Below are 23,364 nucleotides of genomic sequence, written 5' to 3'. Positions count from 1 at the left end.
CCCTTGAGGGAATCGCAGCGGCGAAACGGGGCAACCCGGCCTTCCGCGCGGCCGCGCGAGCGCGGCCCTCAGGCGGAAGCCGGGCTCGTAATTCGCCGTATGACGGCGCAACGCGGGTGCGATTCGGTCATCCGGCGCTTCTAGCAGCGGCGGGCGGGCGGGGGAAGCGGAGTGTTGCGCCGGACCGTCAGGGTCGGTCGGACTCATGGGCACGCCATGATACTGTTGCGTCAACAGCGGCACCTCGCACCCATCCTCACCATTCATGCCGATCCGTCCCCGCACGATCACGACCGAGCGGCTCGCCTTGCGCCCGACGCAGCCGGCCGATGCTGCGCGCGCCATCGCCATCCGCACGGACTGGGACGTGGCGCGCATGCTGAGCCGGGCGTCGTTCCCGCCCGATCCACGCGAGACCGAGCGGTGGTTCGCCGATCACCAGCGCGAGTGGCAGGCGGGCGAGGCCTATCGGTTCGCCGTCGAGCACGATGGCACGATGATCGGCGTGGTCGACCTCGACGGGATCGTGCGAGGCGAGGCCCATCTGGGCTACTGGTTCGATCGCGCCGTCTGGGGCCGCGGCTACGCAACCGAGGCCGGGGCCGCCCTGGTCCGCTTCGCCTTTGGGCGCACCGGCGTGACGGTGCTGCGGGCCGGGCACGCCCGCGACAATCCGGCCTCGGGGCGCGTGCTGATGAAGCTCGGTTTCGTCCTGTGTGGCTCTGCACCGGTCTTCTCGCGGCCGCGCGGCGAGACGATCACGCAATGCGGATATCTGCTGCGGCACGGATCCGCCGATGTGACCGCGCCTGATACCGACAGGCATTCCTCGGTCCAGGTACCGTCCTTCGGTCGGCTGCTCTTGTCTGCGCCCCTCGAGGCTGCCGATCTACCCCAACGCGACGGTGGGCTACGGGATGTCGAGTTTTGAGGCGCAAGCCGGTGCGCCCGTCGGGCTGCCCGCCCTCACGGTCACTTCCCTCACTGCCCTCGATCCTGCCGAGCCCCTGCGCGCCGAGGCCGAGCGGCACGGCATCGACTTCGTGCGCCGCCTTTTCAACGACTGGGCGACGGGTGAGAACCGGTTCGACCAGCCCGGGGAGATCTTGCTCGGCGCCTGGCACGGCCCCCGCCTCGTCGGCCTCGGCGGCCTGAACCGCGATCCTTACGTCGTGGAGTACGGGATCGGCCGCTTGCGGCACGTCTACGTCTTGGAGACGCACCGGCGCCACGGTGTCGGCGCAGCACTGGTGCGGCAGATGCTGCGGGCCGCCGAGGGCCAGTTCCAGGTCGTGCGGCTGCGCGCGGCCTCGCCGAAGTCGGCAGCGCTCTACCGGCGTCTCGGCTTCCAGGAAGCCGGGGGAACTGCGACGCACCTGATCACGGTACCGCCCGCCCGATGATTAGCGACAGCGTCCCGGCCTCGGCCAGCACCATGACCCCGATCCCGATCAGCACCACAGGCGTCGCGACCCGCCCGATCCGCCGGATCGGGCTCCCGAGGGCCGGGTGGTGCACCAGCCAACGGGCGAGGGCGAGCCAGAGCGCGACCATCACGGCGAAGACCGCGACGAACAGGACGAGCCGGGGTCCCGGCGACGTGGCGAAGACCGGGGTGTAGACGCCGATATTGTCGCCCCCGTTGGCGATCGTCACGCCGGCGACCGCGAGGGCGTTGCCGATGGACGCGGTCCCGGTCACGGCGTCGTCCTCCTCGTCCTTCCGGTGCGTCAGAAGCCCCCGTACCCCGAGCGCGACGGGCACGAGGCCCATGAGGCCGAGCCAGGCCGGAGCCAGCATGACGGACAGGAGCGCGCTCGCGAGCGCGGCCAGCACCAGGGCGGAGATGCCGAGGACCTGGCCGATCGCGACCTGCCGCGGGCGGTAGCGCGGATCGGAGAAGAAGCCGATCAGCACGAAGACGTCGTCGAGATTGGTCGAGGCGAACAGGGCGACCGCGACGCCGAGATCGGCCAGGAGGGTCATGATCGTCTCGGAGTCGTGGACCGGAACGGGGCGCGGCGTCGCTCGGTTGATCCTGCGGAAGCCTGTACACGGAGCTTCACCATGAGGACGCCGTTCTCCGCCCTCGCGCTCGCCGCCCTGCTGACCATCCCGGCCGCCGCCCGCGACCGGCAGGTCCCGCCGCGGCCCGTCCCGGAGGACATCGACGCCACCGGCACGGTGACGCCCACCGACCCGCTGCTGATTCCCGACGAGGACATCGGGCCGATGCGGCGGGCCAAGCGCCCGCGGGATCGGAACACCGACACCGAGGCGCCGATCCGCGAGTTCATTCCCGAATAGCCGGCCGGAATAACGTGAGCTAACCTGCGCTTCACCCCAGCATCGAGGGCGTGCGGTCCGCGGCCAGCATCCGCTTCGCCTCCGCCGCGTCCTCGTGCATGCGCGCCACCAGCGCCTCGGCGCTGTCGAACCGCGCCTCGCCGCGGATGAAGCCGACGAACTCGACCGCGATGCGCTGGCCGTAGAGGTCGCCGGCGAAGTCGAACAGGTATGTCTCGAGGAGCGGCGCGCCGTCGTCGAAGGTCGGGCGGCGGCCGTAGCTCGCCACGCCGTCGCGGACGCTGCCGTCGCGCAGGCGCGCGCGCACGGCGTAGATGCCGTGGGCGAGCGCGCAGGAGTCGAGCGCCACGTTGGCGGTGGGGAAGCCGAGGGTGCGGCCGCGCTTGTCGCCGTGGCGCACCTCGCCCTCGACGAACCAGCGGTAGCCGAGGAGGTGGTTGGCGGTTCGGACGTCGCCGGCCTCGAGCGCCGCCCGGATCGCGCTCGAGGAGACCGGCGCCTCGCCGCCGCCGGCCGCCACCGCCGGCACGATCCGGCAGGCGAGCCCGTTCTCGGCGCAGAGCGCCTCCAGCATCGCCGGGGTGCCCTCGCGGCCGCGGCCGAAATGGAAGTCGTGCCCGATCACCACGCCTGACAGGCCGAGCTCGCCCCTGAGGGTGTCGGCCACGAAGGCCGCCGCCCCGGTTCCGGCGAGCGCCGCGTCGAAGCGGCGCACGAAGGCGCCGTCGACGCCGAGGCGCTGCAGCACCGCGAGCTTCCCGCCCTCGCCGGTGAGGCGGAACATCGCCTTGTCGGGGGAGAAGAAGACGCGCGGATGCGGCTCGAAGGTGAGGACCGCGCTCGGCCGGCCGAGACCCGCCGCCATCTCCCGCACCGCCGCGATCAGGGCCCGGTGGCCCTGGTGGATGCCGTCGAAATTGCCGAGCGCCGCGACCGCACCGCTCAAGCCCTCCGGCACCGGCTCGCCGTCGCGGTGGACGGGGAAGGGCGACGCGACGGGGCGCGGGGCAGTCTCGTCGCGCGGCATGCGGATCCTTGGCTCGGAGAGGGGGGCGTCGAGGCGGCCGGACCCTGTCGAAATCCGTCCCGTGGGTCAAGCCGGATGGGACGCCGGGCTCGCGGCCGGATTCGGTTCCGGGGTCGGCCCGTTTCCGGGGTTAACCCCTTCTCAAGGGGGACGGATCTACAAGCTGAGGACAGAGGCGCCACCCGGTGCCTCCTCTCATGATCCAAGCGGGATTCGTCGCGCACGGGGATGCGTCGCGCCCGCGAACGGAGCCGTAAGCCATGGCCCTTGACCTCGGCATGCCGATCCTCGTGGTGGACGACTACCAGACGATGGTCCGCATCATCCGCAACCTGCTGAAGCAGCTCGGCTTCGAGGACGTCGACGATGCGTCGGACGGCACCGGCGCCCTGGCGAAGCTGAAGCAGAAGAAGTACGGCCTCGTCATCTCCGACTGGAACATGGAGCCGATGACCGGGTACGAGCTGCTGCGCCACGTCCGGGCCGACGACGCCCTGCGCACGACGCCGTTCATCATGGTCACCGCCGAGTCGAAGACCGAGAACGTCATCGCGGCGAAGAAGGCCGGCGTGAACAACTACATCGTCAAGCCGTTCAACGCCCAGACGCTGAAGACCAAGATCGAGGCCGTCTGCGGCGCCTGATCCAGGCGGTCGTCGGTCGGGGGAAGGGCGCTCCGGGGCGCGGACACTGTGCGGCGGTGCCGAGCGCAGCCCGTACCCCGCCGGATCGCCGGCCCCCGCCGGCCCGAGACAACGACCCGGGGGGAGCGCTCACGTGCTCAGGCAGATGACAGCAGGGCCGCGGTCCGCACTCGTTCGATTGCTCGGAGGCGAAGCGCCCATGGCCCGCGCGGGCAAGGTTCCGGCGATGAGCCAGACGGTCCCGGTGACCGAGCTGCTCGAGATCGCCGAATACATCACCAAGCTGAAGAAGGGCATCTCCGCCCTGCGGGCGCAGGAACTGACTCGCGACCGCATCCCGATGGCGCATGACGAGCTCGGCAGCGTGGTCGCGGCCACCGCCAGCGCCACGAACCGCATCATGGAATCGGCGGAGTCGATGCTCTCGATCGAGGCCCGGACGCTCGACGAGTACCGTACCAAGGTCGAGGCCCATATCGGCGACATCTTCGAGGCCTGCACCTTCCAGGACATTACCGGGCAGCGCATCTCCAAGGTGGTCGAGGCCCTGGGGCAGCTCGAGAAGCGCCTGTCGCAGTTCTCCACCGTGGTGAACGTGCGCGACGGCGAGGTCGAGTACGACCCGGAGGAGGCGCGCCGCAAGGCCCGCGCCGAATCGCTGATGCTCAACGGCCCGCAGCTCAAGGGACCGGAAACGCCGCAGGACGCGATCGACGCCCTGTTCTCCTGATGGACGCGTGAGCGCGACGTGAAGGAACCGGGGTGCGCCGTCGCGCCCCGGCTTCTTGTCGTCTACCAGCGCAGGAGGTCGATCACGCCGTCCGGGTGGACGGCCTGCGCCTCGAGCCAGTCCGCGATGCCGCCGAGCGGGGCACCCGCCGCGACGCCGAGCTCCTCGGCATGGATGCCGCGCGCCACCAGCAGGGACGCGATGCCGAAGGCCCGCGCGCCGGCGATGTCGGTGCGGATCGCGTCGCCGACCGCCAGCACACGGTCGCGGGGGAGGGGGCCGGCGCCGTCGAGCGCCTCGGCCGTGGCGACCGCCGCCTCGTAGACCGGGACGTGCGGCTTGCCGGCATACACGACCGTGCCGCCGAGTTCCTCGTAGAGCGCCGCCACGGCGCCGGCGCAGGGAATCAGCCGCTCGCCGCGCTCGACCACGAGGTCGGGGTTGGCGCAGATCAGCGTCACGCCCCGGGCCGCCCAGGGCGCGAGCCGGTCCCGGTAATCCTCCGCCGTCTCGGTCTCGTCGTCGAGGAGCCCCGTGACGACCACGTGGGCGGCGTCCTGCGGCCCGCCGCGGGCGAGGTCGAGGCCGTCGAAGACCGGCAGGTCGCGGTCGGGCCCGAGATGGTGCATCGGCGCCGCCGCCCGCTCCGCCAGCAGGCGCCGCGTCAGGTCGCCCGAGGTGACGATGGCGTCGTAGGCGCTGCGCGGCACGCCGAAGCTGTCGAGCTGCGCCTGCACGGCGCTGCCGGGGCGCGGCGCGTTCGAGACCAGCACCACCCGGCGCGGCCGCCCGCCCGGCAGGGCGCGGAAGCGCGTCAGCGCCTCGGACGCCCCGCGATGGGCCTGGACGCCGTCATGCAGCACGCCCCAGACGTCGCACAGGATCAGGTCGAAGCCGGGCGCGATGCCGGCGATCCCGTCCAGGATCGCCACCTCGCCCGGATGCGCCGCGCGAATCCTCTCGGCCATGCCCGCCTCCCCCGTGCTGCATTGCAGCAGAAAGCCCAGCAGGCCTTAAAGGCCGCCCGACCCGAATGCAACGGGTTTCATGAAAACGTTTACACAAAATCCGGCGGCAGGATCGCCATCCGGTCGACGTCGACGAGGCCGCGGTCGGTGATCTTCAGGTGCGGGATCACCGGGAGCGGCAGGAACGCGACCTGCAGGAACGGCTCGGGCAGGGTGCAGCCGAGCCGCCGGGCGGCCTCGCGCAGGGGCGGCAGGGCGTCCCGCACCGCCTCGAAGGGAAGGTCGCTCATCAGGCCGGCGATCGGCAGGGCCAGCTCGGCCAGGATCCCGCCCTCGTCCGCCACCACGAAGCCGCCCTGGAGTTCGATCAGCCGGTTGACCGCCCGCGCCATGGCGGCCGGATCGGCCCCGACGACGCAGAGGTTGTGGCTGTCATGCCCGACCGAGGATGCGATGGCCCCGCGCCGGAGCCCGAAGCCCTGCACCAGGCCGCGGCCGATGCTGCGCGTGCCGTGGCGCGCCACCACCGCGACCGCCACCACGTCCTGGCCCGGATCGGGCAGCCCGGACAGGGTCAGCCGCCGGTGCTCGGTGATGATGCGGCCCGGCACGACGCCGATCACCGAGGTCTCGCCCTGGGGCGGGACGATCGCGAGGTCCTCCGGCGTCACCGGTTCGGCCCGCACGCTGCGGCGGCCCGGGGCCGGCGTGATCGTCCGGGCCGCGAACAGCGCCGCGTCGACGGGCCGGCCGGCGGAGATCACGGCCGAGACCGCGCAGGCCTCGAGGTCGTCGAGGAGCACGATGTCGGCGCGCTTGCCCGGAGCGATCATCCCGCGGTCGGTGAGCCCGAAGGCGGCGGCGGCGCTGAGCGAGGCGGCCCGGTAGGCGGCGAGCGGCGGCACGCCGAGCGCGATCGCCGTGCGGATCAGGTGGTCGAGATGGCCCTCCTCGGCGATGTCGAGGGGGTTGCGGTCGTCGGTGCAGAAGGCGAGGAACGGCGCCGTCCGCTCGGTGAGGAGCGGGGCCAGCGCGTGCAGGTCCTTCGAGACCGAGCCCTCGCGGATCAGCACCGTCATGCCCTTGCGGATCTTCTCCAGCGCCTCCGCGGCGCTCGTCGCCTCGTGGTCGGTGCGAATGCCGGCGGCCGCGTAGGCGTTGAGCGACGACCCCGAGAGCAGCGGCGCGTGGCCGTCGACGTGGCGGCCCGAAAAGGCCGCGAGCTTGGCCAGGCACCCCGGATCGGCCGCGACCACGCCCGGGAAGTTCATGAACTCGGCGAGGCCGAGCGCCCGGGGATGGTCGCGGTAGGGCAGGAGGTCCTCCGCGTCGATCCGGGCGCCGGCGCTCTCGAGGTCGGTCGCCGGCACGCAGGAGGAGAGCTGGACCCGGATGTCCATCACGGTCTCGCCCACCGCCGCGAGGGCGTAGTCGAAGGCGGCGGCGCCCAGCACGTTGGCGAGCTCGTGCGGGTCCCAGATCGCCGTCGTGACGCCGTGGGGCAGCACGCAGCGATCGAATTCGTGCGGGGTGATCAGGGACGATTCGACGTGCAGGTGGGTATCGATGAAGCCCGGCACGGCGACGCGCCCCTGCGCCTCGATCACCCGCGCGCCCTCATAGGTGCCGTAGGTACCCACCACCGTGTCGCCGCAGACCGCGATGTCGGTCTCCACCAGCTCGCCGGTGACGAGGTCGAGGAGGCGGGCCCCCCGGATCACCAGGTCGGCGGGCGCGCGGCCTGCCCCTTGCGCGATCCGGCGGGCGATGAGGTCCGACATCGGTGGCCTTTCTGGCGGGGGAAGACCGCGCGATGCTAGGCGGTCGCAGGCCGGCCCGCTACCGCTTCGTCAGCCTGCGCGCCCCATCAGACCGCCCGGCGCAGCACGTCCCGGAAGGCCCGCCGCACCGGCGGGGGCGGGTCGTCCGCCGGCGGCGTCGGCTCGGGCGCGGGGGGCGTGGCGGGGGGCGAGAGCACCTCCGGGCGCACGATGCGCGGGGGCGAGAACACCGTCCCTTGCGCGAGCGGCAGGTCGAGGTCGATGAGGTCGGGGACGTCGGCCTCCTGCTCGACGCCCTCCGCGACGAGCCGGATCCCGGCCCGCGCCAGGGCGGCGGCGAGGGGGACGCCGTGCTCGCCGAGCAGGGTCTCGATCCCGACCTTGGCGTAGCCCGCCCCGCGGGCCGCGAGGGCGGCCGCGTCGAGGCGCGGCTCCACCACCCGGTCGACCGCGAGCCCGATCCGCCCGCGCAGAGCCTGGAGCGCTGCCGCCTGCTCGGCGTCGAGGCTGTGCCAGCTCCGCTGCGGCAGCGCCAGGATCAGCCGGCCGGCGAGTTCCGGGTGCAGGTCGATCAGGCGGCCGACCGCCCGCAGGAAGCCCGGCTCGAACAGCGAGCCCGGCGACAGGGCGTAGGCTACCGGCGTCTCGCTGCCGCGGGCGGCGAGGTGCTGCCCGATCGCGGTCACGCGGGCGAGCATCAGCCGGTCGAGCTCGGTGGTCCGCCCGTGCCGCTCGAGCACGCGCATGAACTCCGCCGGCGAGAGCACCGCCTCGCCGACCCGCAGGCGGGCGAGGGCCTCGTAGAACGCGACCTTGCGCTGCGGCAGGCTGACGATCGGCTGCAGGTGAACCTCGAGTCCCTGGCCGAGGGCCGCGAGGATCTCGGCCTCCGGCTGCGCCTCGGCGGCGGGCTCGGGCACGAACGGGCGGCGCGGCGCCGGACCGGCCTCCCGCGGCAGGATCGGATCGGCCGGCCAGGGCGCCGCCGGCGCGGCCGGGGCAGGCTGCGGGGGATTGGCCGCGGCGTAAGGATCCTGGGCCGCCGGCGGCACCGGCGCCTGGGTGTAGGCCGGGGGAGCCTGCCGGGAGGAGTGGGCCGGCGCGGGCGGCGCCTGCACCGGAGGCGCGTAGGTCTGCGCCCCCTGAGCCGGCGCGACCGGCGCCTGCAGGCCCTGCGCCATGGGAGCCGGCGGCGCCTGCTCAGGCGGGGCCGGCATCGCCGGACCTGCGGCGGGCACGGCCTTGAGGCGGGTCAGGTCCTCGTCCTGCGCGGCGACCGCCATCGCGAGCTCGCGCACGATGCCGCCGAGAAGTCCGATCTCGGCCGTGATCTCGGACAGGCCACTCTCCAGGGTCGCCGTGGCGGGGTTCTGAGCCGGCGCCGCGGCCGGCGCCGCTCCCTGCTGCTCCAGCGTCAGCAGGCGGCGCGAGAGCAGGTCGATCTCGCCGGACAGCACGTCGACCTGCCGGCCGAGGCGCGCGGACCGCCGGAGGGCGAACACCGTCGCCACCCCGGCCAGGAACGCCGCCGCGAGCGCGGTTCCGGCCACCGCACCGAGGAGCGGCGCGGACAGGAAGGCCACGGCGAGGCAGAGCCCGCCCGCCAGGAGGCACGACAGGATGAGGGTGATCCGGCCCGCCGACGACCCGCCGGCCCGCCGGCCGGTCTTGAGGGCCATGCGATTCCTCTTACGCATTCAGGACGCGCCGGGTTCCGCGGAGACCGGCCTCGTTAACGTTTGTCGCCGAGGCGCCGGATGCCCGCAAGCCGCCACCAGGGGCTGCCCACGGATTTCGCCGCACCCTTGTCCGAAGTGCCGCAGTACCCGACATGGCTTGCGCGGCCCTGACGGGCCGTATGTGGCTTGCGCGGCCCTGAAGGGCCGGAGCGGTGCGCTGCAGCCGCACGGACGGTAACGACGGATCGCGGTGGGACGAGGACGACACGATGACGATCGACCGGGTCGACGAGCGGATGGACCTCCTGATGAAGGTCGAGGGCATGACCTGCCAGGGCTGCGTGGCGGCGGTGACGAAGGCGATCCAGCGCCTCGACCCGGGGGCGCAGGTGAGCGTGGATCTTGAGCGCGGCCGCGTCGCCGTCGTCACCGCCGCCCAAGCCCTCGACGTGGCCGCGGCGCTCGGCCGCGCCGGCTATGATGCCGAGGCCATGACCGGCTGAGGTCGCAGGGACAATGACCGGCTGAGGTCGCGGGGATGGACCACCGCCCGAGGTCGAGGCCGGAAACGGCGGCCCCGGTGGAAGCCCGGGGACAGTCGCCCTGGCCGCCCCGCGCTCTAACGTTCGTTTAAGCCGCCTCTGCGAGGGTTTTCGCAGTTCGCAGTGTAGGGGCGCCGGGGCCGCGAGGTCTCCCGCGCTGGCGTGGCGGTGTGCGTATCAACAGTGCCTTTGCGTCCCTGATCGATGCCCATCTGGCGGGCCTCGTCCATGACTCCGCCGCGGGCGACCCGGCCGAGCGGGCCCGCCACGAGCGGTTCCTGATCTCCCGGCTGGCCACCGGCGCCGTGCTGATGGCGCTGCTTCCGCCCTATCTCCTCTGGCGCGGCGTGCCGACGCCGGTCGAGGCGGCGGCCGCGGCCTGCCTGATGCTCCCGGTCGCCGCGGCCCTGCTGCTGGCGCGGACCGGCAACCTGACGCTCGCCCACGGCCTCTCCTCGGCGGCGCTGACCGGGCTGGTCGTCTGCCTGGCGAGCCTGACCGGCGGACCGACCTCGGCGGCGAGCATCTGGCTGGTGATGATCCCGGTCGAGGCGCTGCTCGCCGGATCGCACCGGGCCGCCCTGATGGCGGCGGCCTTCGCCATCCTGGGGGCGGTGGCGGTCGCTCTCGTCGAGCCCGCCGCGGGTTTCGGCTTCTTCGCCTGGCCGGCGGCCCTGGCGATGCCGGTCTTTGCCATCACGGCGATCTGTCACGTGCTGGCGCTCTCCCTCGAGCACCACCGCCGCGAGGGCCGCTGGAGCGATCGCCTCCAGGCCGCGACCCTGCGCGACGCCCTGCTCCTCGACGCCATCGACGACCTCGTCACCTGGCACGACCGCAACGGCAGCGTGCTGCAGGCCAGCCCCGCCGCCCGCTCGCTCGCCGGGACGACGCCGGACGCCCTCGAGGGCCGCGGCCTGTTCAACCGCGTCCACGTCTCAGACCGGCCGGCCTTCCTGACGGCGCTCAGCGACGCCGCCGGCCAGGCCCAGCCGGTGAGGGTGCAGTTCCGCCTGCACGCCGCCGGCGAGGCGGGCGAGGCCGGCCGGGTGATCTGGGCCGAGATGCGCGCCCACCGGGTGCCGGGCGCGGCGGTGCCGGCGGCGGTCGGCGAGGCCGCCGTGGTGGCGGTGACCCGCGACGTTTCCGAGCACCGGCGCCACGCCGAGGAGCTCGACCAGGCCCGGGCCGCGGCCGAGCGCGCCGACGAGGTCAAGAGCCGCTTCCTCGCCACGGTGAGCCATGAGCTGCGCACGCCGCTCAACGCCATCATCGGCTTCTCCGAGATGCTGGAGAGCGAATCGACCCTGGCGCTCGGCCCCGACCGGCGGCGGGAATATGCCGGCATCATCCACACCTCGGGGAGGCACCTCCTCGAGGTGGTCAATGCCCTCCTCGACATGTCCCGGATCCAGAGCGGCAACTTCGACTACGTGCCCGAGCCGTTCGATCTCGCGGGCCTCGCCCAGGGCTGCTGCGACCTGATGCAGATCCGCGCCGACCAGGGCGGCGTGCGCCTGCGGCGCGAGGTCGCCGCCGACCTGCCGGAGGTCACCGCCGATCCCCGGGCGTGCCGGCAGATGCTGATCAACCTCCTGTCGAACGCCGTGAAGTTCACGCCCCGGGGCGGCGAGGTGGTGCTCTCGGTGCGTCGGATGTTCGACCGGATCGAGATGGCGGTGACCGATACCGGGATCGGCATCGCGGAGGCCGACCTGCCGCGGCTGGGCGACCCGTTCTTCCAGGCCGGCCTCGGCGCCGGCGCCGCCTATGGCCGGTCGCACGAGGGCACCGGCCTCGGCCTCTCGGTGGTGCGCGGCCTCGTCGGGCTGCACCACGGCGAGCTCTCGGTCGAGAGCAGCCCGTCCCGGGGGACCCGGGTGGTGGTGAGCCTGCCGCTCGATTGCCGCGGCGGCCGGTCCGCGCCCGGCGGCCCCGTGCCGATCCGCACCGCCGCCCTCGTCGGGCCTGCCCCGGCCGGGGCGCCCGCGACGATGCGGCTGACCGGCTGAGCCTGGGTCCCGCGCGAGCGGGACCTGCCCGAACTTCAAGCCCGCCCGATCTTGGCCCGCCCGAAGCCGGAAGGAGACGTGATGTCCGAGGCGCCAGCCCGGCCACCCGCCGAAGCAACGGCCCGGCCCTCCGGCGAGGCGACGGCGCGCCGGCGCGATCCCGACGTGGGGCTGACGGCCGAGGCGCGGCCCGCACCGCGTCCGCGGTCGGCCCCGCGGGCGGCGCGCGCGCCCCGGGTCGTGCCGCGGCCCGCCGGCGCCCTCGACCGCCTGCGGGGCCGGGCCGACCGGATCGTGCGTCACCCGGCCGGCATCGTCGGCCTTCTCCTCGCCCTGGGAGCCGTGGCGGCGGTGGCAGCGAACGCTCTCAGCTTCCAGACCGGGCGCCATCCGGCTCCGCTCTTCGCCAAGGCGCCGCCGCGCCCGGCGGCCGACCCCGCCCCCGCTCCGACGGTCCGGGCCGACGCGGCCCGGGCCGGAAGGCCGGACGCGCCGAAGGCCGGGGCGGCGGATGGCATCGGCGCATTGATCGGCCGCGACGACCACACCACCGCCTCGGTGAGCCCGAAGGCCGCGCCCGCGAAGCCCGCGAAGGCGCCGCCCAGGGAGAGTGCGGTCAAGGAAGCGGCGGTCAAGGAGGCTGTGGGCAAGGAGGCGGCCAAGTCCGCGCCTGAGGTCCGCCCGCCGGCCTCGGTCCGGGAGGCGAAGGCGCCGGACGCCGCGAAGGCGCTCCACGCCGCGCCGCCGGCCGCCGCGGCCAAGGCCGACAAGTCGGTCGCCTATGCCCAGCGCGCCCTGGTGAAGCTCGGCTACGGCCCGCTCACGGTCGACGGCATCGCCGGACCGGGCACCCGCGCGGCTTTGGCGCGCTTCGAGCGCGAGCGCCGCCTGCCCGGCGCCAGCGTCGCCCGCCGGACCCTGAAGGAGCTCGAGGCGCGCTCGGGCCTCAAGCCGGAGTGAGGCACCCCGCCTTCCCCGGAGCTCAGAACCCGACGCTGTCCACCACCTTGCGGAAGCGCGGCAGCATCGCGTCGCGGTCGGCGGCCCGGACCACGCCGACGGCGCGGAAATAGCCGTCGGGCTGGAAGCGGATGGTCTGCGACACCACCACGGGCGTGCCCGACGGCACGTCGACCGCCCGCGCCACGATCTCGTGCCAGTCGGCCCCGTTCTGGCGGAAGCCCTGCGACCGCTCGATCGCGAAGTCCTTCATGGTCTGGTTCGAGTACAGGGCGGCCTTGGCGAAGGCGTCGCGCTGCTCGGCCGCCGGGGCCGGCTGCACCGCCTCGGCGAGGACCAGGATCGGCTGCTCCAGGTTCATCATCTGGTCCTTCGGCCCGTCGGTGTAGAGCACCGAGTTGCCGCCGAGCACCCGCACCGGGCGGAAGCCCGCGGTCTCGGTGACCCGGAAGGGGAGGGCCGCGACCTGCTGGTCGATGGTCAGCGCCGGGCGCACCCGCACGCTGGTCAGCATCGCGCGCATCGTCTCGTCGGCCTCGGCCCCGGGGAGAGTCTGGCCGATCACGATGCCGGTGACGGTCGGATCGGAGACGAGGAAGACCCACTTGTGCAGGGCCGGCGTGCCGGGAGCCTGATCGATCGGCTGCTCGCCGGTGAACAGCAGGCCCTCCCGCCCGTCGGCGAGCTTCAGCGTCTCGCGGGTCTTCACCACCAGGCCCTGGCTCTTCAGGTTCTCGTCGGTGAAGTTGGCGGTGAGGTCCTTGTAGGCCTGCGGCGGCAGTTCGACCACCGAGACCGTGGCGCCGCCGCCCTGCCGCTCGAAGCCGGTGAAGCGGCGCGAGATCACCATCTCCTTCGCCGGCTCGAAGCCGAAGCGCGAGCCCGGCGGGTAGACCGGATCGGCCGCCAGGGCCCCGGCCGGCAGGCCGGCGAGGCAGGAGAGGAGCGCCAGGACGCGCACCAGACGGGCGCGCAGCGACAGGGGACTCGTCGGCATCAGACTCGTCTCGGCTGACGCCGCCCGGGAGCGGGCGGCGGTCGGGGGTCGGTCGACGCCGCCCGGGAGCGGGCGGGCGCCGGATCATCGCGGGGATGCGTCGGCCGCCCGGGCCGGTCTGTCAAGCGCGGCGGAACGCCGAGACGCGCCGCAAGGTCAGGTTGAGGCGCCCGCCCTCGGGCACCGGGTCGGGCAGGACCGGCCCGGCTCCGGGCGCCAGGAGGTCGGGGGCGGCGGGCAGGATGCGGTCGACGCCGTGGAAGATCAGGCGCGAGGGCCCGCCGATCACCAGGGCGTCGCCGGAGGACAGCCGCACCGACCGGGTCGGGTCGGTGCGATTCACCCCGCCGTAGCGAAACAGGGCGGTCGCCCCGAGGGACAGCGAGAGAACGGGGGCGGCGAGCTCCGCCTCGTCCCGGTCCTGGTGCTGGCCCATCCGGGTGCCGGGCCCGTAGAGGTTGACGAGGCAGGCCTCGGGCTCGGCCGGGCAACGGGCGAGGTCGTCCCAGGCCCGCAGCAACGCCGCCGGCATCCGGGGCCAGGGCCGGCCGGTCTCCGGATGCGCCGCCTGGTAGCGGTAGCCGGCCCGGTCGGAGACCCAGCCGAGGGGGCCGCAATTCGTCATCCGGACGGAGAACGGCTTGTCCGTGCGCGGCATGGTGGGGGTGAAGGGCGGGGCGTCGCGCAAAACAGCCGCGAGGTCGGCGGCGAGCGCGGCCTGCGCCTCGGCATCGAGATAGCCCGGATGGTGGATCAGGCCGGGGGCGAGTTCGATCAGGGGTGGGATCCTCCGCACGAGGCCTCGTAGCCGATTTCCGGGTGAGCCGGCAGGGCCGCCGTGGTAGGGCCGCGCCGGTGAAGCTGAAGGCGTACTATGACCGTCCGCACCGCCACCCTGATCGGCTCCGGCGCCATCCTGCTCTGGTCGCTGCTCGCCCTGTTCACCGCGGCCTCCGGCGCGGTGCCGCCCTTCCAGCTCGCCGCGATGACCTTCCTGGTCGGCGGGCTCCTCGGCTGCGCCAGCTGGATCGTGCGCCCCTCGGGCCTCGCCGCCTTGCGCCAGCCCGTCGCGGTCTGGGCCCTCGGCATCGGCGGCCTGTTCGGCTACCACGCGCTCTACTTCGCGGCCCTGCGCCTCGCGCCGCCGGCGGAGGCCGGGCTCATCAGCTATCTCTGGCCGCTGCTGATCGTGCTGTTCTCCGCCCTGCTGCCGGGGGAGGGGGGCCTGCGCGCCGCCCACCTCGCGGGCGCGCTCCTGGGCCTGTCCGGCGTCGTCACGCTCTTCCTCGGCCGCGGTTCGCTGAGCTTCGAGGCCGCCGCCCTGCCGGGCTACGCCGCGGCCGCGGCCTGCGCCTTCCTGTGGTCGGGCTACTCGGTGCTGTCGCGCCGGGTCGGCGCGGTGCCGACGGATGCCGTCGCGGGCTTCTGCCTCGCCACCGCGGCCTTGAGCCTCGCCTGCCACCTCGCCTTCGAGACGACGGTCTGGCCGCACGGCGCGGCGCAATGGGCGGCCGTGGCGGCGCTCGGCCTCGGCCCGGTCGGGGCGGCGTTCTACCTCTGGGACATCGGCGTCAAGCGCGGCGACATCCGCCTCCTCGGCGTCGGCTCCTACGCCGCCCCGGTCCTCTCGACCCTGCTCCTCGTCGCCGCCGGCTACGCCCCGGCGACCTGGTCGCTGGCGCTCGCCTGCGGGCTCATCGTGGCCGGCGCCCTGGTGGCAACGCGGGCGGGCGGGGCGCGGGAGGCGGCGGCGGAGAGCGGCCGCTAAGGGATCCCAGTGGCCGAGCCCGGTTGTTCCGAGCGGGCGATGTTCTCGGGCTGATCCACACCCCGAAATCGCGGTCGAGCTCGTCGACGGTCACGAGGGTGGGCGCGACGCTATCAGTCGACGACCTGACTGAAGCCCTTGTCGAACGCGCAGGCCCACGGGCCGGTCCCGCGCTCACTTCGAAGATGTGTCGGGCGGATGCACCTTCGACCTCGATCAGGCAGAGATCGTCCGTGCCGGCACGGCGGACGGTGAGGCCGGTCCGGACATGTGGAAGGATCCGAGACGCATGCCCGATCAGGTCGCCGACGCCCACGCGCGTTGGACTGCCCGATCTTCGCGCAGGGATAGGGCTATCGTCTGAAACTGGCGAGACCCTGATCGCGCTCAGCGAGAGCGGTGGTGGTGCCGAGGAGGATCTTGAACTCGGCAAGCAAAGCGCTTCGCCATCAGGTCTGCGCGAGGATCGATGTAATGACGATCGTATCGCCCTCGATCTTGAAGAAAACCTGCAATTCTCCGGCGCGTGCGACGAAGGCATTGTCGACGCCGACGAGCTTGTTGACCTTAGCAGGATCGAGAACGCTCGCCTTGATCGCCGCTGCCGTCGCAGAAGCTGCGGTCTCGTCGGACGGGTGTAGCAACGAGATCATGTCGGCTGCTGAGTTGCTGACGAGCACGCGCGGGATGAAGAGACCTTCATTCTGCCAGCGCACCGTCATCATTGTCAACTTTCGTGCCATCAATCAAGTAGCGCCAATTTAGGCGGCGCCGACATGGCTGTCCAGCCCAAAATTACCCTGCGGCACAGCGGCGGGCCGCAAGGCACGCTCGAGAGGCCCGGAGACATGCGGCGACCGGATCCCTGGCGCTCGCCTGCGGGCTCATCGTGGCCGGCGCCCTGGTGGCGACGCGCGCGCGGGAGGCGGCGGTGGAGAGCAGCCGCCGACGAGGTCAGCGCCAAGACCCGATCAACTTTGCTCCTCAGCAGGTCAGGCCGAGCGGAACTTGGCCCCGAGACCTGGATCCAGAAATCTCCAGGGCCGGTTGCGGGGGTTGTATTGATTTATCTGATTCTCGAACTGCGTGCATCCTTTGCATTGATTGATCCGGAAGATTGCCAGATTGAAAATTGCGGCGCATAGTGACGATCTAGAAACAAAAATGGGAGGAGGGCAGCTGCCATGCGGAATGCCTTGATTGCTTCTATACTCCTCGTTTCTTGTGGGATCCCGGCTTTCGCCCAAGCGCCCCTGCCGCCTGCCGACACATTGGGGGTCTATTCCGGCGCGGTCGCCGAGACCCGCACGGTCCTCACGTTCAAGGTCGGCGACGAGGTCGTGCAGAAGCTTCTGCCCGATGGCTGGACGCTCGCGCCGATCGCCCAGGGACCTGCCAAGGGCGCCAACCTCGCCGTCGTGTTCTCCGAGCGGCTGGCGACGGTCGACCAGGACGGCAAGGCAGCAGGAGGGGAAGAGGCGAGCGTCATCCTGTCGATTCCGGCCAAGAACGGCGCCGAGTCCGCCTTCGCCATCATCGAAGCCTACGGCGATGCCGAAACCGCACCGGGCTTCTACAAGGCGGGCAAGCCCGCGACGGTGACGGCCGAGCGCAGCCTTCGCGTGGCGAACCTGAAGGGGACCATCGAGGAGACGTGGTCGGTCGCAGGCAACGGGGGTGAGCGGATCAGCTTCCAGATCGGCTACGAGCGGCTGCAGCCGAGCCGCGCGCAATTCGATTCCCGCAACGTGTCGGCGGTCGATGGCCGGGTGCGCCGGACCTACCGGATCGACCAGGGCACGGTCGTCCTCGTGAGCGCGGCGAACGGCGTCGACAAGGCCAAAGGCCTGACGTTCAAGGCCACGGGCGGCCTCCTCGGCAGGCTGTTCGACGGATCGCACCAACTGGTGAGCGCCGTTTCGCTCCCCTGGTACTCACGGCAATTGTACGTGCCTGCGAGCCAGTGAGCGGATCGGCAGCAGCCCTCGCGATTGTCTCCCATCGTTTATCCGAGACCTCGGCGGCCGCGTTCAGGCGTGGGCCGCCGAGGGCCGGGAATTCACCCCCGCGGCATCGGCCGCCAGTCCGGCGGCGCCAGCTCGAAGCCCTCGAACCGGAAGCCCGGGGCCACGGTGCAGCTCACCAGCGTCCAGGCGCCGAGGCTGGTGGCGGTCTGCCAGTGCCCGGCCGGCACCACGATCTGCGGCCGATGGCCCCGGGCGAGGTCGGGGCCGAGGTGGCGCGCCTCGGCGTCGTGGCCGTTGGGGCTGGTGGTGATCACCATCGGGGCCCCGGCGTGCCAGAGCCAGACCTCGGCGGCGTCGACCCGGTGCCATTCCGAGGTCTCGCCGATGTCGAGCAGGTAGTAGATCGCGGTCGAGGCCGGCCGGCCGTCGATCTCGCGGCTGTCCCGGAAGGTCTCGCGGTAATGCCCGCCCTCCGGGTGGGGCTTGAGGTCGAGAAGGCGCACGACCTCGGCGGCGGTCAGGGTCTGCATCGGGTTCAGAACCGGTTCTTCCATTCGCGCAAAGCCGTGAACACCGCCGCCGGGTCGGCGCCGGGCGCCATTCCGACCGCGCGGGCCAGCGCCGGTTCGGTGGCGCGCAGGAACGGGTTGGTGGCCTTCTCCTCACCCAGCGTCGTCGGTACCAGGAAGCGGCCCTCGGCCTTGGCCGTCTCGGCGAGCGCCGCCCGGGCCTTGAGGTTGCCGTTCTCCGGCTCGGCGGCGAGCGCGAAGCGGGCATTCGACAGCACGTAGTCGTGGCCCGAATAGATCACGCTCTCGTCCGGCAGGGCCAGGAAGCGCGACAGCGAGCGCCACAGCACCTGGGGCTGCCCCTCGAGCACCCGGCCGCAGCCGAGGGTGAACAGGGTGTCGCCCGCGAAGGCGATCCCCGCCTCCTCGAACCAGTACGTGACGTGGTCGTCGCAATGGCCGGGCGTCTCCCAGACGGCAGCCGCGAGCGAGCCCACCGTCACGACGTCCCCCTCGCGCACCGTGGCGTCGACCTGCGGCACGGCCGAGCCGGCCTTCGCCGGGGCCGTCACCCGGGCCCTGGTCCGCGCCTTCACCTCCGGGATGCCCTCGACGTGGTCGCCGTGGCGGTGGGTGACCAGGATGTCGGTGAGGCGCCAGCCGGTCTCGTCGAGGGCGCGCAGCACGGCGGCCGCCTCCGGCACGTCGATCGCCGCGCAGGCGCCGGTCTCGGGGTCGCGCATCAGCACGCCGATATTGTCGCTCCGGCACGGGAAGGTGCGGATCTGGGGGCGGATCTCGGGCATGGCGGCGCGTCCTGGCGACAGTCTCACGCCCCGGGAGATAGGGCGCGCCGTGCCGCCGCGCGACGGGGCTTGAGCCCATAAACGGTGTCCGGGAAATAGCGGGGAGCGCAACGGCAGCCTGCGGGTTGACGCCTTGCCGCGCTTTGCGCGACTCCCCATTGATGCCCCGGAGGGCGGAGCGCGACGCGCCGCCGGCACGTCCTTGATGAACCGATGAGCCTCGACGTCACCGACCTGCGCGCCTTCTACGCCAGCCCCCTCGGGGCGGTGGCGCAGCGGCTCGTGGGCCGCACGGTCCACCGCATGCTCGGCTCGGTCTCGGGGCTTCGGGTGATGGGCCTCGGCTACGCGGTGCCGTATCTCGGGCCGGTGCGGCACGCCGCCGAACGCACGCTCGCCTTCATGCCGGCGACGCAGGGGGTGACGAACTGGCCCGGCTCCGGCCGCTCCGCCTCGTGCCTCGTCGACCCGACCATGATGCCGCTGCCCGATGCGGCCCTCGACCGGGTGCTCCTGATCCACGCCATCGAGGCGGTGGAGAGCCCGGCCGAGCTGATGCAGGAGGTCTGGCGCGTCCTCACCCCCGGCGGCCGGCTGATCGTGGCGGTGCCGAATCGCCGCGGCCTGTGGGCGCGGCGAGACGCCACGCCCTTCGGCCACGGCCAGCCCTACAGCCGCTCGCAGCTCGGCCGCCTGATGCGCGACACGCTCTTCGCGCCCGAGGACTGGGCCGAGACCCTGTACGTGCCGCCCGTGGAGGGCTGGCTGACCCTGCGCACCGCGAGCGCCTGGGAGCGGGTCGGCACGGGCCTGTCGCTGCCCTTCGCGGGGCTGCACGTGGTCGAGGCGTCGAAGCAGCTCTACCGCCCGGTCACCGTCCAGGCCCGCCGGGCGGCGCGAATCGGCGCCCGGGTGCTGGTGCCGGCCCCGGTGCCGGTGCCCGCCCCGGTGCCGGGCGGGGCGTGACGATGCCGTTCCCGGGCGCGGACGCCGCGCTGCAGAGCTTCCTCCTCGCCTTCTCGGCTTTGTTCTCGATCGTCAACCCGCCGGGTGCCGCGCTGATCTTCGCCCAGGTGACGGCGGGACGAAGCCACGCCGAGCGCAGCTGGCTTGCCCGCCGCATCGGCGCCTATGCGGCGGCGGTGATGCTGGTCTCGCTCTGGGCCGGGGCCTCGGTGCTCAGCTTCTTCGGCATCTCGCTCGCGGCCCTGCGCATCGCCGGCGGCCTCGTGGTGGCGGCGCAGGCCTGGAGCCTCCTCGCGGCGCCCGAGCAGCGCGAGGCCCGCAAGACCGCGCAGGCCGAGCCGGTCCAGGGCAGCGAGGACGACCCCGAGCCCGCCGCCCTGGCGGAGGTGGCGTTCTTCCCCCTGACGCTCCCCTTCACCACCGGGCCGGGCACCATCGCGGTGGCGATCGCGCTGGGCGCCGGCCGGCCGGAGGGCGGCGCGGACAGGATCGCCTACCTGGCGGGCGCCTCGGCAGCCTCGCTCGCCATCGCGCTCCTGGTGGTCTTCGCCTACGCCTCGGCCGACCGGCTGGTGGAGCGGCTCGGCCATGCCCGGGCCCGGGTGCTGGGGCGGCTCGCCGCCTTCCTGCTCCTCTGCGTCGGCACCCAGATCACCCTCACCGGCGTCACCGACGTCCTGGGCCCGCTCATCGCGAACGCCAGGCCAGGGTTCGGCCGGTGAGCGCCATCTGGGCCTCGACCGCCCGGACGATCCGGGCCTTCGCCGCATAGTGGATCATGTGGCCCTGGCCCGGCAGCAGGGTGAGCGTGCTGCCGGCCACTTCCTCGTGCAGGCGGCACGACTGCTCGCGCGGATCGACGACGGCGTCGGCGTCGCCCGACAGGATCGCCACCGGCAGCCGCAAGGACGCGTAGTGCGGCTGCAGCAGGGCGACGGCGGTGTTCATGCTGGCGGTGTCCTCGGCGCTCGCCCTCCCTTGCGTCGGGCTCAGCGAGAGCGCCACGGGGAAGCGCGCCGTGAACCGCGCCGGCACGGCCTGCGGCTTGAACACGTGGCGGAAGACCTGCGGCGCCAGCATCTGGCCGACCGCCCCCGGCATCATCGCCCGCGCCGCATCGCCGACGCCGGGCACGGCCAGCGGCGCGATCAGCGCCACGTCGGCCCGCCGGCCCGGGTAGTAATAGCCCGAGAGCAGCACCAGCCCGCGCAGGTCGATCCCCTCGTTCGCCGCGAGGGCGAGGGCCACGATCGTCCCCCAGGAATGCCCGACGATCACCGGGCGCTCGACGTTGAGCGCGGCGAGCGCGTGCCCGATCAGCCGCGCCTGGGCGGCGGCAGTCCAGACCCGGTGCCGCGGCCGCTCGGTATGGCCGAAGCCCGGCCGGTCGATCACGATGACGCGGTAGGTCCTGGCGAGCTGCTCCACCAGCCCGCAGATGACGAAATCCTCCGCCATGGTGCCGTTGCCGTGGATCAGCACCACCGGCCGGCCCTTGCCGCGGGCGATGACGTGCACCCGCACCCCGTCGACCTCGATGAAGCGGCCCGGCGGCCTGTGCGCCGGCTCGGCCGTCCTCAGCGCCTCGGCGCCGCGCCGCATCAGCGCGCCGGTCTGGCGGGCCGCGGCCGCGTTGGCCTTGGCGGTGGCGCGCAGGATCCGGACGGCGCCGGTGGCCGCGCGGCGGGTGGTGCGTCCTGGTACGAACCGAAAGGCCATGGGATCTCCCGCGCGATGCTGCACCGCGAAACAAGATGGGACCTTCGCGGTCCGCCGCATATCCCCTGTGCCGGTACCACGGCATCGCGAAGGAGCCGTCCCGCCTTGGCAGCACCGCCCCGCCCCTGTACGACGCCCGGGCCAGGCGGTCCCCGCCGCCAGGCGAAGAGAACCGTCGCGGTCCTGCCGGGGCGCGATCGGCAGGAGTGAGGAGCGGATCCCATGCCCGGACCCATCCCTGGACCCATGCCTGGACCTATGCGTCTCGTCGTCGTCGGCGCCTCCGGTCGCATGGGGCGGATGCTGATCCAGGCCGTGGCCGGGGCCGAGGGCTGCGCGCTCTCGGCCGCCATCGAGCGCGAGGGCGCGCCCGCCCTCGGCGAGGATGCGGGCGTGCTCGCCGGGCTCCCGCCCCTCGGGGTGCCGGTCACCGACGATCCCCTGCCGGCCTTCGCCGAGGCCGACGGCGTCCTCGACTTCACGGCGCCGGCCGCCACGGTGTTCTACGCCGAGCTCGCCGCCCAGGCCCGCATCGTCCACGTGGTCGGCACCACCGGCCTGTCGCCGGACGATATGGCGAAGCTGAAGGCGGCCGCCTTCCACGCCCGCATCGTGCAGTCCGGCAACATGTCGCTCGGCGTCAACCTGCTGGCGGGGCTCGTGCGCAAGGTCGCGGCGACCTTGGGCGACGAGTACGACATCGAGATCCTGGAGATGCACCACCGCCACAAGGTGGATGCGCCGTCCGGCACCGCGCTGCTGCTCGGCGAGGCCGCCGCGGAAGGGCGCGGCGTGGCGCTCAGCCAGCGCAAGGTCGCGGTGCGCGACGGCCATACCGGTGCGCGCGAGCCCGGCACGATCGGGTTCGCCACCCTGCGGGGCGGCAGCGTCGTCGGCGAGCACAGCGTGATCTTCGCCGGCGCCGGCGAGCGCCTGGAGCTCACCCATCTCGCGAGCGACCGCGGCCTCTTCGCCGCCGGCGCGATCCGGGCCGCCCTCTGGGCCCGCGACCGCGAGCCCGGCCTCTACGGCATGGACGACGTGCTGGGCCTCTGACCCCTCCTCTCATCGACAACGGAGCGACACGCATCATGGAGCGTCTTCTCGTCCTCGCGCGCCACGGCCAGAGCGAGTGGAACCTGAAGAACCTGTTCACCGGCTGGAAGGACCCGGGGCTGACCGACCTCGGCGTCGAGGAGGCGCGGGCGGCCGGGCGGCGGCTCAAGGCGAAGGGCGTGCAGTTCGACGTCGCCTTCACCTCGGCCCTGACCCGCGCCCAGCGCACCTGCGCGCTGATCCTGGAGGAGCTCGGCCAGTCCGGCCTGCCGACCCATGCCGACGCCGCCCTCAACGAGCGCGACTACGGCGACCTCTCGGGCCTCAACAAGGACGACGCCCGCGCCAAGTGGGGCGAGGATCAGGTCCATGTCTGGCGCCGCTCCTACGACGTGCCCCCGCCCGGCGGCGAGAGCCTGAAGGACACCGTGGCGCGCGTGCTGCCCTACACCATGCGCGAGATCCTGCCCCGGGTGATGCGCGGCGAGCGCGTGCTGGTCGCCGCCCACGGCAATTCGCTGCGCGCCCTCGTGATGGTGCTCGACGGGCTCACCACCGAGACGATCCCGGGCCTCGAACTCGCCACCGGCGTGCCGCTGGTCTACCGCCTGAAGGACGACACTACCGTCGCCTCGAAGGAGATCCTCGACCGCGACTGAGGCCCTGTTCGCAGAGCCCGTCTCGCGAGACTGCGTTCGATCCCGCCCGCGACCTCATCCTGAGGTGCGCGCGAAGCGCGCCTCGAAGGAGGGTTCCAGAACTCTGTGCGATCCCTGGAGCCCTCCTTCGAGGTCAGTCGATTGTCAATCGACTGACACCTCAGGATGAGGTCGTGGGTTGGGACGAACATGCAAGCCAAGTCGGATCGGCCCTGAGCCGACACACCTCACCCGCGGCCGTCCCGATCGCACGGCGCGAGGGCGTTC

25 protein-coding genes are annotated in these 23,364 nt (G+C 73.0%); 14 read left to right on the top strand and 11 right to left on the bottom strand.

All coding sequences use genetic code 11. From position 1 onward, the window contains the following. Positions 1-265: 265 nt before the first annotated feature. Positions 266-931: a GNAT family N-acetyltransferase gene (locus EU555_RS24345; RefSeq protein ID WP_135417804.1), complete on the top strand. Its 666-nt coding sequence runs from the start codon at positions 266-268 to the stop codon at positions 929-931. Continuing rightward, on the top strand, positions 918-1,403 hold the full coding sequence (locus EU555_RS24340) for a GNAT family N-acetyltransferase (RefSeq protein ID WP_135417803.1): 486 nt from the start codon (positions 918-920) through the stop codon (positions 1,401-1,403). The genes EU555_RS24345 and EU555_RS24340 overlap by 14 nt, the downstream gene beginning before the upstream one ends. Here the strand turns inward: EU555_RS24340 and EU555_RS24335 are convergent. Beyond that, positions 1,381-1,986: a cadmium resistance transporter gene (locus EU555_RS24335; protein ID WP_135417802.1), complete on the bottom strand. Its 606-nt coding sequence runs from the start codon at positions 1,984-1,986 to the stop codon at positions 1,381-1,383. The genes EU555_RS24340 and EU555_RS24335 overlap by 23 nt on opposite strands. Positions 1,987-2,067: 81 nt before the next feature. On the opposite strand from EU555_RS24335, the gene EU555_RS24330 reads away from it, so the two are divergent. Continuing rightward, the gene (locus EU555_RS24330; RefSeq protein ID WP_135417801.1) at positions 2,068-2,307 is read left to right on the top strand and encodes a hypothetical protein; all 240 of its coding nucleotides are present in this window, start codon (positions 2,068-2,070) and stop codon (positions 2,305-2,307) included. Positions 2,308-2,338: 31 nt separating this feature from the next. Here EU555_RS24330 and EU555_RS24325 read toward each other — a convergent pair whose 3' ends face one another. Continuing rightward, complete coding sequence (locus EU555_RS24325; protein ID WP_135417800.1) at positions 2,339-3,334, bottom strand: bifunctional riboflavin kinase/FAD synthetase; 996 nt, start codon at positions 3,332-3,334, stop codon at positions 2,339-2,341. 260 nt (positions 3,335-3,594) lie between these two features. On the opposite strand from EU555_RS24325, the gene EU555_RS24320 reads away from it, so the two are divergent. After that, positions 3,595-3,978, top strand: a complete 384-nt coding sequence (locus EU555_RS24320) for a response regulator (protein WP_048427618.1) — start codon at positions 3,595-3,597, stop codon at positions 3,976-3,978. Between the two features lie 199 nt (positions 3,979-4,177). After that, the gene (locus tag EU555_RS24315; RefSeq protein WP_135417799.1) at positions 4,178-4,708 is read left to right on the top strand and encodes a protein phosphatase CheZ; all 531 of its coding nucleotides are present in this window, start codon (positions 4,178-4,180) and stop codon (positions 4,706-4,708) included. Between the two features lie 62 nt (positions 4,709-4,770). Here the strand turns inward: EU555_RS24315 and EU555_RS24310 are convergent, their stop codons facing one another. The 3 genes from EU555_RS24310 to EU555_RS24300 all read right to left on the bottom strand — a co-directional run bounded on the left by EU555_RS24310 (position 4,771) and on the right by EU555_RS24300 (position 9,136). After that, entirely contained in the window at positions 4,771-5,676 is a 906-nt protein-coding gene (locus EU555_RS24310) for a TIGR01459 family HAD-type hydrolase (RefSeq protein WP_135417798.1), read from the bottom strand. 89 nt (positions 5,677-5,765) lie between these two features. Then, positions 5,766-7,457 carry an adenine deaminase gene (ade, locus tag EU555_RS24305; RefSeq protein ID WP_135417797.1) on the bottom strand — a complete coding sequence of 564 codons (1,692 nt, stop codon included), beginning with the start codon at positions 7,455-7,457 and terminating at the stop codon, positions 5,766-5,768. Between the two features lie 86 nt (positions 7,458-7,543). Continuing rightward, on the bottom strand, positions 7,544-9,136 hold the full coding sequence (locus tag EU555_RS24300; protein ID WP_135417796.1) for an EAL domain-containing protein: 1,593 nt from the start codon (positions 9,134-9,136) through the stop codon (positions 7,544-7,546). A gap of 269 nt (positions 9,137-9,405) precedes the next feature. Here EU555_RS24300 and EU555_RS24295 point away from each other — a divergent pair, with 269 nt between their 5' ends. The 3 genes from EU555_RS24295 (at position 9,406) to EU555_RS24285 (ending at position 12,650) form a co-directional block, all read left to right on the top strand. Further along, positions 9,406-9,639 carry a heavy-metal-associated domain-containing protein gene (locus EU555_RS24295; protein ID WP_245524463.1) on the top strand — a complete coding sequence of 78 codons (234 nt, stop codon included), beginning with the start codon at positions 9,406-9,408 and terminating at the stop codon, positions 9,637-9,639. Positions 9,640-9,848: 209 nt separating this feature from the next. Continuing rightward, positions 9,849-11,690 carry a sensor histidine kinase gene (locus tag EU555_RS24290; RefSeq protein ID WP_135417795.1) on the top strand — a complete coding sequence of 614 codons (1,842 nt, stop codon included), beginning with the start codon at positions 9,849-9,851 and terminating at the stop codon, positions 11,688-11,690. 81 nt (positions 11,691-11,771) lie between these two features. Next, on the top strand, positions 11,772-12,650 hold the full coding sequence (locus tag EU555_RS24285; protein WP_135417794.1) for a peptidoglycan-binding domain-containing protein: 879 nt from the start codon (positions 11,772-11,774) through the stop codon (positions 12,648-12,650). Positions 12,651-12,672: 22 nt separating this feature from the next. Here the strand turns inward: EU555_RS24285 and EU555_RS24280 are convergent, their stop codons facing one another. Further along, on the bottom strand, positions 12,673-13,647 hold the full coding sequence (locus EU555_RS24280) for a hypothetical protein (protein WP_245524462.1): 975 nt from the start codon (positions 13,645-13,647) through the stop codon (positions 12,673-12,675). Between the two features lie 121 nt (positions 13,648-13,768). Next, the gene (locus EU555_RS24275) at positions 13,769-14,434 is read right to left on the bottom strand and encodes an alpha-ketoglutarate-dependent dioxygenase AlkB (protein ID WP_167858649.1); all 666 of its coding nucleotides are present in this window, start codon (positions 14,432-14,434) and stop codon (positions 13,769-13,771) included. An 87-nt stretch (positions 14,435-14,521) separates the two neighbouring features. Between EU555_RS24275 and yddG the strand changes: the two genes are divergently transcribed. Next, positions 14,522-15,415 (top strand): aromatic amino acid exporter YddG, encoded by an 894-nt coding sequence (gene yddG / locus EU555_RS24270; protein ID WP_135417793.1) that lies wholly within the window; start codon positions 14,522-14,524, stop codon positions 15,413-15,415. A gap of 449 nt (positions 15,416-15,864) precedes the next feature. On the opposite strand, the gene EU555_RS24265 is transcribed toward yddG, so the two are convergent. Next, positions 15,865-16,140, bottom strand: coding sequence for a hypothetical protein (locus EU555_RS24265; protein WP_135417792.1), 276 nt, complete (start codon positions 16,138-16,140; stop codon positions 15,865-15,867). Positions 16,141-16,599: 459 nt separating this feature from the next. Here EU555_RS24265 and EU555_RS24260 point away from each other — a divergent pair, with 459 nt between their 5' ends. Next, on the top strand, positions 16,600-17,382 hold the full coding sequence (locus EU555_RS24260) for a hypothetical protein (RefSeq protein WP_135417791.1): 783 nt from the start codon (positions 16,600-16,602) through the stop codon (positions 17,380-17,382). A gap of 92 nt (positions 17,383-17,474) precedes the next feature. On the opposite strand, the gene EU555_RS24255 is transcribed toward EU555_RS24260, so the two are convergent. Continuing rightward, positions 17,475-17,912 carry a cupin domain-containing protein gene (locus tag EU555_RS24255; protein WP_135417790.1) on the bottom strand — a complete coding sequence of 146 codons (438 nt, stop codon included), beginning with the start codon at positions 17,910-17,912 and terminating at the stop codon, positions 17,475-17,477. A 5-nt stretch (positions 17,913-17,917) separates the two neighbouring features. Next, positions 17,918-18,697 (bottom strand): hydroxyacylglutathione hydrolase, encoded by a 780-nt coding sequence (gene gloB / locus EU555_RS24250; protein ID WP_135417789.1) that lies wholly within the window; start codon positions 18,695-18,697, stop codon positions 17,918-17,920. A gap of 213 nt (positions 18,698-18,910) precedes the next feature. Here gloB and EU555_RS24245 point away from each other — a divergent pair, with 213 nt between their 5' ends. Continuing rightward, entirely contained in the window at positions 18,911-19,663 is a 753-nt protein-coding gene (locus EU555_RS24245; RefSeq protein WP_135417788.1) for a class I SAM-dependent methyltransferase, read from the top strand. Positions 19,664-19,665: 2 nt separating this feature from the next. Beyond that, positions 19,666-20,385 carry a MarC family protein gene (locus tag EU555_RS24240; protein ID WP_135417830.1) on the top strand — a complete coding sequence of 240 codons (720 nt, stop codon included), beginning with the start codon at positions 19,666-19,668 and terminating at the stop codon, positions 20,383-20,385. Here EU555_RS24240 and EU555_RS24235 read toward each other — a convergent pair. Then, a complete protein-coding gene (locus EU555_RS24235; RefSeq protein ID WP_135417787.1) occupies positions 20,351-21,382 on the bottom strand; it encodes an alpha/beta fold hydrolase in 1,032 nt (343 codons plus the stop codon). The two genes, EU555_RS24240 and EU555_RS24235, sit on opposite strands and share 35 nt — an antisense overlap. Positions 21,383-21,640: 258 nt before the next feature. Here EU555_RS24235 and dapB point away from each other — a divergent pair, with 258 nt between their 5' ends. Both dapB and EU555_RS24225 read left to right on the top strand, forming a co-directional pair. Next, entirely contained in the window at positions 21,641-22,438 is a 798-nt protein-coding gene (gene dapB / locus EU555_RS24230; RefSeq protein WP_135417786.1) for a 4-hydroxy-tetrahydrodipicolinate reductase, read from the top strand. Positions 22,439-22,473: 35 nt separating this feature from the next. Then, entirely contained in the window at positions 22,474-23,097 is a 624-nt protein-coding gene (locus EU555_RS24225) for a 2,3-bisphosphoglycerate-dependent phosphoglycerate mutase (protein ID WP_135417785.1), read from the top strand. Positions 23,098-23,364 lie beyond the last annotated feature (267 nt).

The organism is Methylobacterium nonmethylotrophicum, assembly GCF_004745635.1.
Lineage (GTDB): Bacteria > Pseudomonadota > Alphaproteobacteria > Rhizobiales > Beijerinckiaceae > Methylobacterium > Methylobacterium nonmethylotrophicum.
The sequence above is the reverse complement of the archived record's forward strand: the minus strand, read 5'-3'. Positions and strand labels throughout refer to the sequence as shown.

What these genes read in the sequence shown, in the direction of transcription:
- EU555_RS24345 (WP_135417804.1), top strand. Translation starts at nt 266, where the DNA reads ATGCCGATCCGTCCCCGCACGATCACGACCGAGCGGCTCGCCTTGCGC.
- EU555_RS24340 (WP_135417803.1), top strand. Translation starts at nt 918, where the DNA reads ATGTCGAGTTTTGAGGCGCAAGCCGGTGCGCCCGTCGGGCTGCCCGCC.
- EU555_RS24335 (WP_135417802.1), bottom strand. Translation starts at nt 1,986, where the DNA reads ATGACCCTCCTGGCCGATCTCGGCGTCGCGGTCGCCCTGTTCGCCTCG.
- EU555_RS24330 (WP_135417801.1), top strand. Translation starts at nt 2,068, where the DNA reads ATGAGGACGCCGTTCTCCGCCCTCGCGCTCGCCGCCCTGCTGACCATC.
- EU555_RS24325 (WP_135417800.1), bottom strand. Translation starts at nt 3,334, where the DNA reads ATGCCGCGCGACGAGACTGCCCCGCGCCCCGTCGCGTCGCCCTTCCCC.
- EU555_RS24320 (WP_048427618.1), top strand. Translation starts at nt 3,595, where the DNA reads ATGGCCCTTGACCTCGGCATGCCGATCCTCGTGGTGGACGACTACCAG.
- EU555_RS24315 (WP_135417799.1), top strand. Translation starts at nt 4,178, where the DNA reads ATGGCCCGCGCGGGCAAGGTTCCGGCGATGAGCCAGACGGTCCCGGTG.
- EU555_RS24310 (WP_135417798.1), bottom strand. Translation starts at nt 5,676, where the DNA reads ATGGCCGAGAGGATTCGCGCGGCGCATCCGGGCGAGGTGGCGATCCTG.
- ade (WP_135417797.1), bottom strand. Translation starts at nt 7,457, where the DNA reads ATGTCGGACCTCATCGCCCGCCGGATCGCGCAAGGGGCAGGCCGCGCG.
- EU555_RS24300 (WP_135417796.1), bottom strand. Translation starts at nt 9,136, where the DNA reads ATGGCCCTCAAGACCGGCCGGCGGGCCGGCGGGTCGTCGGCGGGCCGG.
- EU555_RS24295 (WP_245524463.1), top strand. Translation starts at nt 9,406, where the DNA reads ATGACGATCGACCGGGTCGACGAGCGGATGGACCTCCTGATGAAGGTC.
- EU555_RS24285 (WP_135417794.1), top strand. Translation starts at nt 11,772, where the DNA reads ATGTCCGAGGCGCCAGCCCGGCCACCCGCCGAAGCAACGGCCCGGCCC.
- EU555_RS24280 (WP_245524462.1), bottom strand. Translation starts at nt 13,647, where the DNA reads ATGCCGACGAGTCCCCTGTCGCTGCGCGCCCGTCTGGTGCGCGTCCTG.
- yddG (WP_135417793.1), top strand. Translation starts at nt 14,522, where the DNA reads ATGACCGTCCGCACCGCCACCCTGATCGGCTCCGGCGCCATCCTGCTC.
- EU555_RS24265 (WP_135417792.1), bottom strand. Translation starts at nt 16,140, where the DNA reads ATGATGACGGTGCGCTGGCAGAATGAAGGTCTCTTCATCCCGCGCGTG.
- EU555_RS24260 (WP_135417791.1), top strand. Translation starts at nt 16,600, where the DNA reads ATGCGGAATGCCTTGATTGCTTCTATACTCCTCGTTTCTTGTGGGATC.
- EU555_RS24255 (WP_135417790.1), bottom strand. Translation starts at nt 17,912, where the DNA reads ATGCAGACCCTGACCGCCGCCGAGGTCGTGCGCCTTCTCGACCTCAAG.
- gloB (WP_135417789.1), bottom strand. Translation starts at nt 18,697, where the DNA reads ATGCCCGAGATCCGCCCCCAGATCCGCACCTTCCCGTGCCGGAGCGAC.
- EU555_RS24245 (WP_135417788.1), top strand. Translation starts at nt 18,911, where the DNA reads ATGAGCCTCGACGTCACCGACCTGCGCGCCTTCTACGCCAGCCCCCTC.
- EU555_RS24240 (WP_135417830.1), top strand. Translation starts at nt 19,666, where the DNA reads ATGCCGTTCCCGGGCGCGGACGCCGCGCTGCAGAGCTTCCTCCTCGCC.
- EU555_RS24235 (WP_135417787.1), bottom strand. Translation starts at nt 21,382, where the DNA reads ATGGCCTTTCGGTTCGTACCAGGACGCACCACCCGCCGCGCGGCCACC.
- dapB (WP_135417786.1), top strand. Translation starts at nt 21,641, where the DNA reads ATGCGTCTCGTCGTCGTCGGCGCCTCCGGTCGCATGGGGCGGATGCTG.
- EU555_RS24225 (WP_135417785.1), top strand. Translation starts at nt 22,474, where the DNA reads ATGGAGCGTCTTCTCGTCCTCGCGCGCCACGGCCAGAGCGAGTGGAAC.